Origin of the sequence: Photobacterium sp. OFAV2-7 (assembly GCF_022347985.1) — a bacterium.
Classification (GTDB): Bacteria; Pseudomonadota; Gammaproteobacteria; order Enterobacterales; family Vibrionaceae; genus Photobacterium.
The window spans coordinates 1-6,023 of the sequence record NZ_JAKRFQ010000251.1; the positions used below are offsets into that span (position 1 = coordinate 1).

A 6,023-nucleotide genomic window follows, 5' to 3' on the forward strand; every position below is an offset into this window, starting at 1 on the left:
TGCCGTCGTTGGGCTCAAAAGGTGTATCCCCTCGGCCATTATTGTCTAAGTCCCAGCCTAGGTAGTTGCTCCAGAAATTACCGACTTCCTCCTGGCTCCACTCCTGCTCGCGGTTAGAGACATATTTCACCTGCACCGGGTTATTGATGAAGCTATTGCCAAAGACTTTGACGTTCTCTGAACCGGCGGTGAGGTGAATACCAATTTCGGCCGTGTCGATAGTGTTGTAGCTAATGGTGTTATAGCCGGAGTTGTAGACAAACAGCCCCTTGCCGTCACGACCCATAACCTTGTTTTCAGGTTTGGTCCAGACATTAGTAATACGGTTGTGGCTGATCTCGGAATAAGTAATGAAATTCATCAAAAAGCCGTAATCTTCGCTGTCTCGGCTTTCATTGCCGCGCACGGTCAGTTTGCGCGAGCTCATTAGCGCATAGCCGGCCCGGGTGTTGTAGGCAAGGTTGCCCAGCACCTCATTGCTGTGGGAGTACATATAGTGGATCCCGTAGCGTAAGTCATGCATGGTGTTGTTTTTCAATACATTGTATTGGCTGGCAATAATATACAGGCCGTCACGAGTCTTGCTGACGGTATTGCCGGTAACTTCGACATCTTCCACCTTTGACAGTTGAATGCCGTTGCCTCTGTCTGCTGAACGCAGGGCAGGATTGCCTTCCACTATGTTGCCTTCGACTTTGATATGTTTACCGCTTTGTAGCCAGATACCGAAACCGTCTCCCTGTAGTTTGTTGTTGCGAATGATCAGGTTGTTGGCTTTTTTATCGGAATAGATACCGGCATTCTGTGCTGTTAAGTCGCTGCCCCAGTTGATGATGCGGAGATCTTCAATCACGATATCCGAGCTTTTGATGAGCAGGGCATGACCCTTGCCACCTGCGTTGATTGTGGCGACATTGTTTCCGGTAAGGGAAATAGCCTGTTGCAGGATGAAGTTACCTTTATATTCCCCGGCAGCGAGAGAGACGACATCACCGGCGGAGGCGGAATCCAGAACGGTTTGAAGATTGTCGTCTACGGTGACTTGTATCGTTTTGGCCAGGGCGACAGGCTGGAAAAGTATCAGCGTTAACAGAGCTATTATGGGTTTCATCATCGGCTGTTTTACTTCCTGGTGTTGGGAATAAAGTGCCGGTATGCCCGGCACTTTATCGCTCTGGTTAGCCGTTGTTGCTAACCGTTTCAGCCGATCAGGCTTCTACCAGCATTCGACCGCGCATTTCCATGTGGAGCGCATGACAGAACCAGTTACAGTAGTACCACTGAACACCCGGCTTGTTGGCGATGAAGGTAACGGATGCCGTTGCCTGCGGGCCGATTTCCATCTGTACGCCGTGGTTGGTCATACAGAACCCGTGGGTGACGTCCTCTACCATGTCGAGGTTGGTAACAACCATGGTGACTTCGTCGCCTAGCTTGACCTTGAACTCGGAGATACCGAAGTTTGGCGCAACCGAGGTCATATAGACTCGTACTTTGTTGCCGTCTCGGATCACCTTGTTCTGGGTCATGACATCGACACCGTCTTTTTCGGCCATCGCCAGGGTCTCGGCGAAGATTGGATCATCGCGAGTCCACAGCTTCTGCGGCTTGACCTTGCTGCGGTGAACAATCATACAGTCATGCGGTTCGGCATAGGTTGGTCCGTCGTGAACCAGTTTCATTTCGTCACCGGAGATATCAATCAGCTGGTCATTTTCAGGGCGTAGCGGGCCGACTGGCAGGAAGCGGTCTTTCGAGAACTTACAAAGAGAGATGAGCCATTTGCCGTCGGCATCTCGTGTTTCGCCCTGGGAGGTATGGTTGTGGCCCGGCTGATAGTGCACATCCAGTTTCTGGCGAATGTAGTTTACCTTTTCGCCGTTGTAAGCCTTGATGGCATCTTCCACGTTCCATTTCGCTATCTGGCTATCCAGGAACAGGGTGGTATAGGCATTACCTCGGTTATCAAAGGCGGTGTGAAGTGGACCCAGGCCCAGCTCAGGTTCGGCTACGATGGCATCACGTGGTTTGATCTTGTCACTGAACAGATCGTCCAGTTTGTTGATGGCGATGACAGAGACGGTTGGTGATAACTTACCGTTGGCAACGAAGTACTTGCCGTCCGAGGAGGTGTTAAGACCGTGCGGAGATTTAGGTACCGGAATATAGCGGGTCAGCTCGGAGCCTTTGCGGCCATCCAGTACAGGGACATCGTTACCGTTGTAGGTTTTGAACTCGCCGGCTTTGAGCGCGGCTTCACAACGTTCGAGATTGAAAATAACCACGTGATCGCGTTCGGCGGTGATCATTTCACCCAGGTTCATCCCCATTTCGGAGTTATAACAGGTTGAGGCAAAGTACTTGCCGTCGTAGTCGGCATCGGTATTGTCGAGGTTACCGTCGACCATTACCTGGAAAGCCACTTCCATCTTTTCGGCATCAACCACGTTAAACAGCGAGCGGTAGGTGCTGACATCTTCCAGCGTCGACTTACCGTCGTTGTTCATCGGGATTTCAAACTCACCGTTACAGATCACGTACTTGGTTTCAGGTACTTTCTGAACCCGCAGGCCGTGGATTGCCTGGACATTCGGAATGGTCAGCATCTTATCCGTTTTCATTACATTACAGCGGATACGTGCTACGCGGCTATTGGCCTTGTCGTTGATGAAAACGTATTTACCGTTATAGCGGCCGTCGGTCATACTCATATGCGGGTGATGGGAGTCTCCGGCCAGCATATCGGCGCTGTCACCTTTGATTCGCTTACTCTCGTTGGTGAGACCCCAGCCAGTTGCGCTGTCTGTATTGAAGACCGGAATACGCATTAGTTCACGCATTGATGGCAAGCCGAGAATACGAACTTCACCAGAGTGACCGCCGCTCCAGAAACCATAGTATTCATCCAGATCACCCGGATGGATAAACGGGCTGTTTGCAACTTCTGATGCTTTGGCCTGGGCCATTGAGGCAAACATGGCTGCTGACATCGGAGCGACGGCTGCGCCTAGTCCGATAGCAGCAGTTTTACCGAAAAACTTACGCCTTTCTTCGTTTTGTAAGGTGTCTTGATGAGATTGCTCTATCAGATCATTGTTCTTGTTGTCACTCATGGTTGGCTCTCCATACCGTTAATTTACACGCCACGGTTATTAAAGTTGTAGGGACATCTGTATTTGGTGGACTGTCTTCTACTCGTGTTTCCTTTTTACTCGGAACTTATTCGGTTTATGTGTTTCTAGTCGGTAACAGCGACGGGAATATCCAGTTCAGTGTTCCGGCGTTTTTTGCGCGCCAGCTTTTTAAGCGGCGGGCATTTTTCTTCGTTGTAGTAGGTGATTTGGCAATCGAGGCAATAATGACATTCCCGCATATTGATCTCGCCGTCAGGTTGAATAGCCTGGATTTCGCATTCCTTGGCGCAAGTCTTACAGGGCGTGCCGCAGTCAGGACGGCGCTTTAACCAGCTAAACAGGCGCATACCGCTGGTTACTGATAGTGCGGCACCCAGTGGACACAGGTAGCGACAGAAGGGTTTGCGATTAACCAGGTTCACCAGAATGAGAAATGCAGCCCAGGCAATGAACGGCCACTCCCGGTCGAATTTCAGCAAGAAGGTTGTTTTGAAAGGCTCAATCTCTGCAAACTGCTCAGCCAGAGCCAGCGAATCGAGAGAGATCCCGAACAGAACTAACAAGATCAGGTATTTGATTGCCCATAAGCGCTCATGAACCGCATAAGGTAGTTCAAATTGCGGAATTCTGAAGTGACGGGCGAACTGATTGACCAGCTCCTGTAGGGCACCAAACGGACACAGCCAGCCACAATACACGGCGCGACCCCACAGCAGAACAGTAACGGCCGCGGCACACCACAGGGTGAAAATAATCGGATCAAGCAGGAAGAGATCCCACGAGAAATCACTCATGAGCGCCTGCAGGAAGGTGAAGACATTCACTACAGACAGCTGCCCGCTCCAGGCCCAGCCGATGAATACGACGGTTACCGCCAGGAACCCATGACGCAGGTTATGGACAAAGGTTGGGTGTCGAACCAGTATGTCCTGGAAGAACAGGATTAATAGCAGCACGCCTAGCAACGCGAGCAGGATAACCACCTCGACCTGGCGCTCTTTCCATACTTGTTGGGTGAGTGATAGCTCAGGTTCGGGAACAATAGCAGGTGGTGTGTCGACATATTTTTCCAGCATGTCGTAGCTGCCTTTGAAGCTGGTGAAAATGCTGTCTACCGGGCCGGTCTGGCGTCTTACCAGAAGTTCGAGCTGCCAGCTAGCTCCGGGATCAAGTTCATGGTGTGCCTGGACCCGAAATACTGACATTTCCTGGAATGACGGCGCACCGTCGATATAGAGATCGGTAACTCTATTGTGGTCGAGATCGCGAAATGAAACTTCATTTTCGCCTTGGTGGATTTGAATGCGATCGAATATCCCGCCACGCACATAACCTGAGCCTTTGAACGAGTAACCGTTACCCAGTACAGCGACCAGATGTTCACCGGGCTTGAGGGAGGATGTCAGCCATTCGTAGTCGGCATCGCCGAACAGGTTGCGGCCGATGGTCGGCACATCTGCCAGCGCGTAATAGATCTCGGCAAACATCTCCTGCTTTTCATCTGCAGGGGCGTTATCAACGTGCTCGGCCTCGGTACCAACAAAGGCCTCATCGATTTTCTCGTTGGTAAGGTAGAGCTTGCGGATGGAGCCATCGCCAGTTAGCTGGAGCCAGTTGGCTTTTTCAAACTGGTCCTGGTGTATGGTGGACGGTGGCTGAATGATGCCTTGTTCTTTCTTAACAATGCCCAGTGACTGAGCCACTTTTGTTGCGGCCTTGGTGATGGCTACATTCATCACCATCACAGTTACGGTTGCCCCAGACAGGCCATCAACAGCGACATAGCCCTGATTTTCGTTACCGCCGACTTTGATCCTATCTTTGACGGACAAGCCGGTGTATTGATCGGCGAACCGCCATAGTTTTTGCTCCGGAATACCGGCCAGAATAATTGGCTCGTGATGCTCGAGGACCTTGGCTGTCAGGTAGTTACCTTTGGGATCGATGGCTACCAGCATGTTGACCGGTTCGCCTGAATAGGCTGGTATTTCTGCTATATCATTGGTTTCAAAGGCATAGCCTAAAACTTCATCACCGCGGTAGACCTGCCAAACCGGGGGCTCGCCCTGCTTGTCTTCAATTCGAGTCGCGTCAGGAAAGGTTTCTTTGATAAGAGGAATGGGGTCTTTGGGCGGGCTAACAAACAGGGCATGCGCCGGTGCGATTCCGCCGACAAAGAGCGAAAAGAATAAGATCACACGTAATATCGCGGTATTTATTAGATTGATTGTTTTCACCAACGAACTCCCGGGCAGTGTTACCCAAGTGGTTATCTTTAATGTGGTATTTTAGATGTATCTTTAAGGCGCTATTCATGATTAAGATCAATTTCTTCACATGTTGTTACATTTATCTTGTCGAATTGAGAACTCTATTACTTACGGAGTGGAGCCACTTGGTAACCGGGTAATAGATTTGACTTTTAAAGAATAGATAACATGGATGGAAGTGCTTATTTTTTATGGTGATTAGTGATACACGACACACTGTTTTGTCGATGTTCCTGTGTTGCATATATCTATCGATAGTGATGATGTGGCACTCTATGTCGTCGTTATGAAGTTAGCTGTGAAACGTTTTTTCATTTTCTGGCTCAAGAGATTTATCATTTAACCGAAATAATACATGTACAGTTGTTGTGGATGATGCTCCACGATAGGTCGCATTGAACGGTTATCAAAAGGAACTGCGGTGATTCGTTTTATTCAATTTTTTGTTGCTATCGCGCTGATGGGTGTTGCGGGCTTCTTTATCCTCCAAAGTACGCCGGAGCCAGATCATGCTGAGCCCAAGTATAAGTTTTTTGCTTCCAAATACCGGCCTGAAAGTGAAGAGCACAGAAATTTATACCAGCACTATTCAAACTTGGCGGATATACCTATGCCTGTG

Annotated in this window: 4 protein-coding genes; 1 reads left to right on the forward strand and 3 read right to left on the reverse strand. The window is 49.8% G+C overall.

Annotated features, from left to right (window positions below; all coding sequences use genetic code 11):
* The 3 genes from nosD to nosR all read right to left on the reverse strand — a co-directional run.
* Positions 1 to 1,114 (reverse strand): nitrous oxide reductase family maturation protein NosD (gene nosD, locus MHN01_RS13695; protein ID WP_239411855.1); only part of this gene is annotated, 1,114 nt, incomplete at its 3' end.
* A gap of 94 nt (positions 1,115 to 1,208) precedes the next feature.
* A complete protein-coding gene (nosZ, locus tag MHN01_RS13700; RefSeq protein WP_239411856.1) occupies positions 1,209 to 3,113 on the reverse strand; it encodes a TAT-dependent nitrous-oxide reductase in 1,905 nt (634 codons plus the stop codon).
* Between the two features lie 125 nt (positions 3,114 to 3,238).
* The gene (gene nosR, locus MHN01_RS13705; protein WP_239411857.1) at positions 3,239 to 5,371 is read right to left on the reverse strand and encodes a transcriptional regulator NosR; all 2,133 of its coding nucleotides are present in this window, start codon (positions 5,369 to 5,371) and stop codon (positions 3,239 to 3,241) included.
* A 454-nt stretch (positions 5,372 to 5,825) separates the two neighbouring features.
* Between nosR and MHN01_RS13710 the strand changes: the two genes are divergently transcribed.
* Positions 5,826 to 6,023 (forward strand): hypothetical protein (locus tag MHN01_RS13710; RefSeq protein WP_239411858.1); only part of this gene is annotated, 198 nt, incomplete at its 3' end.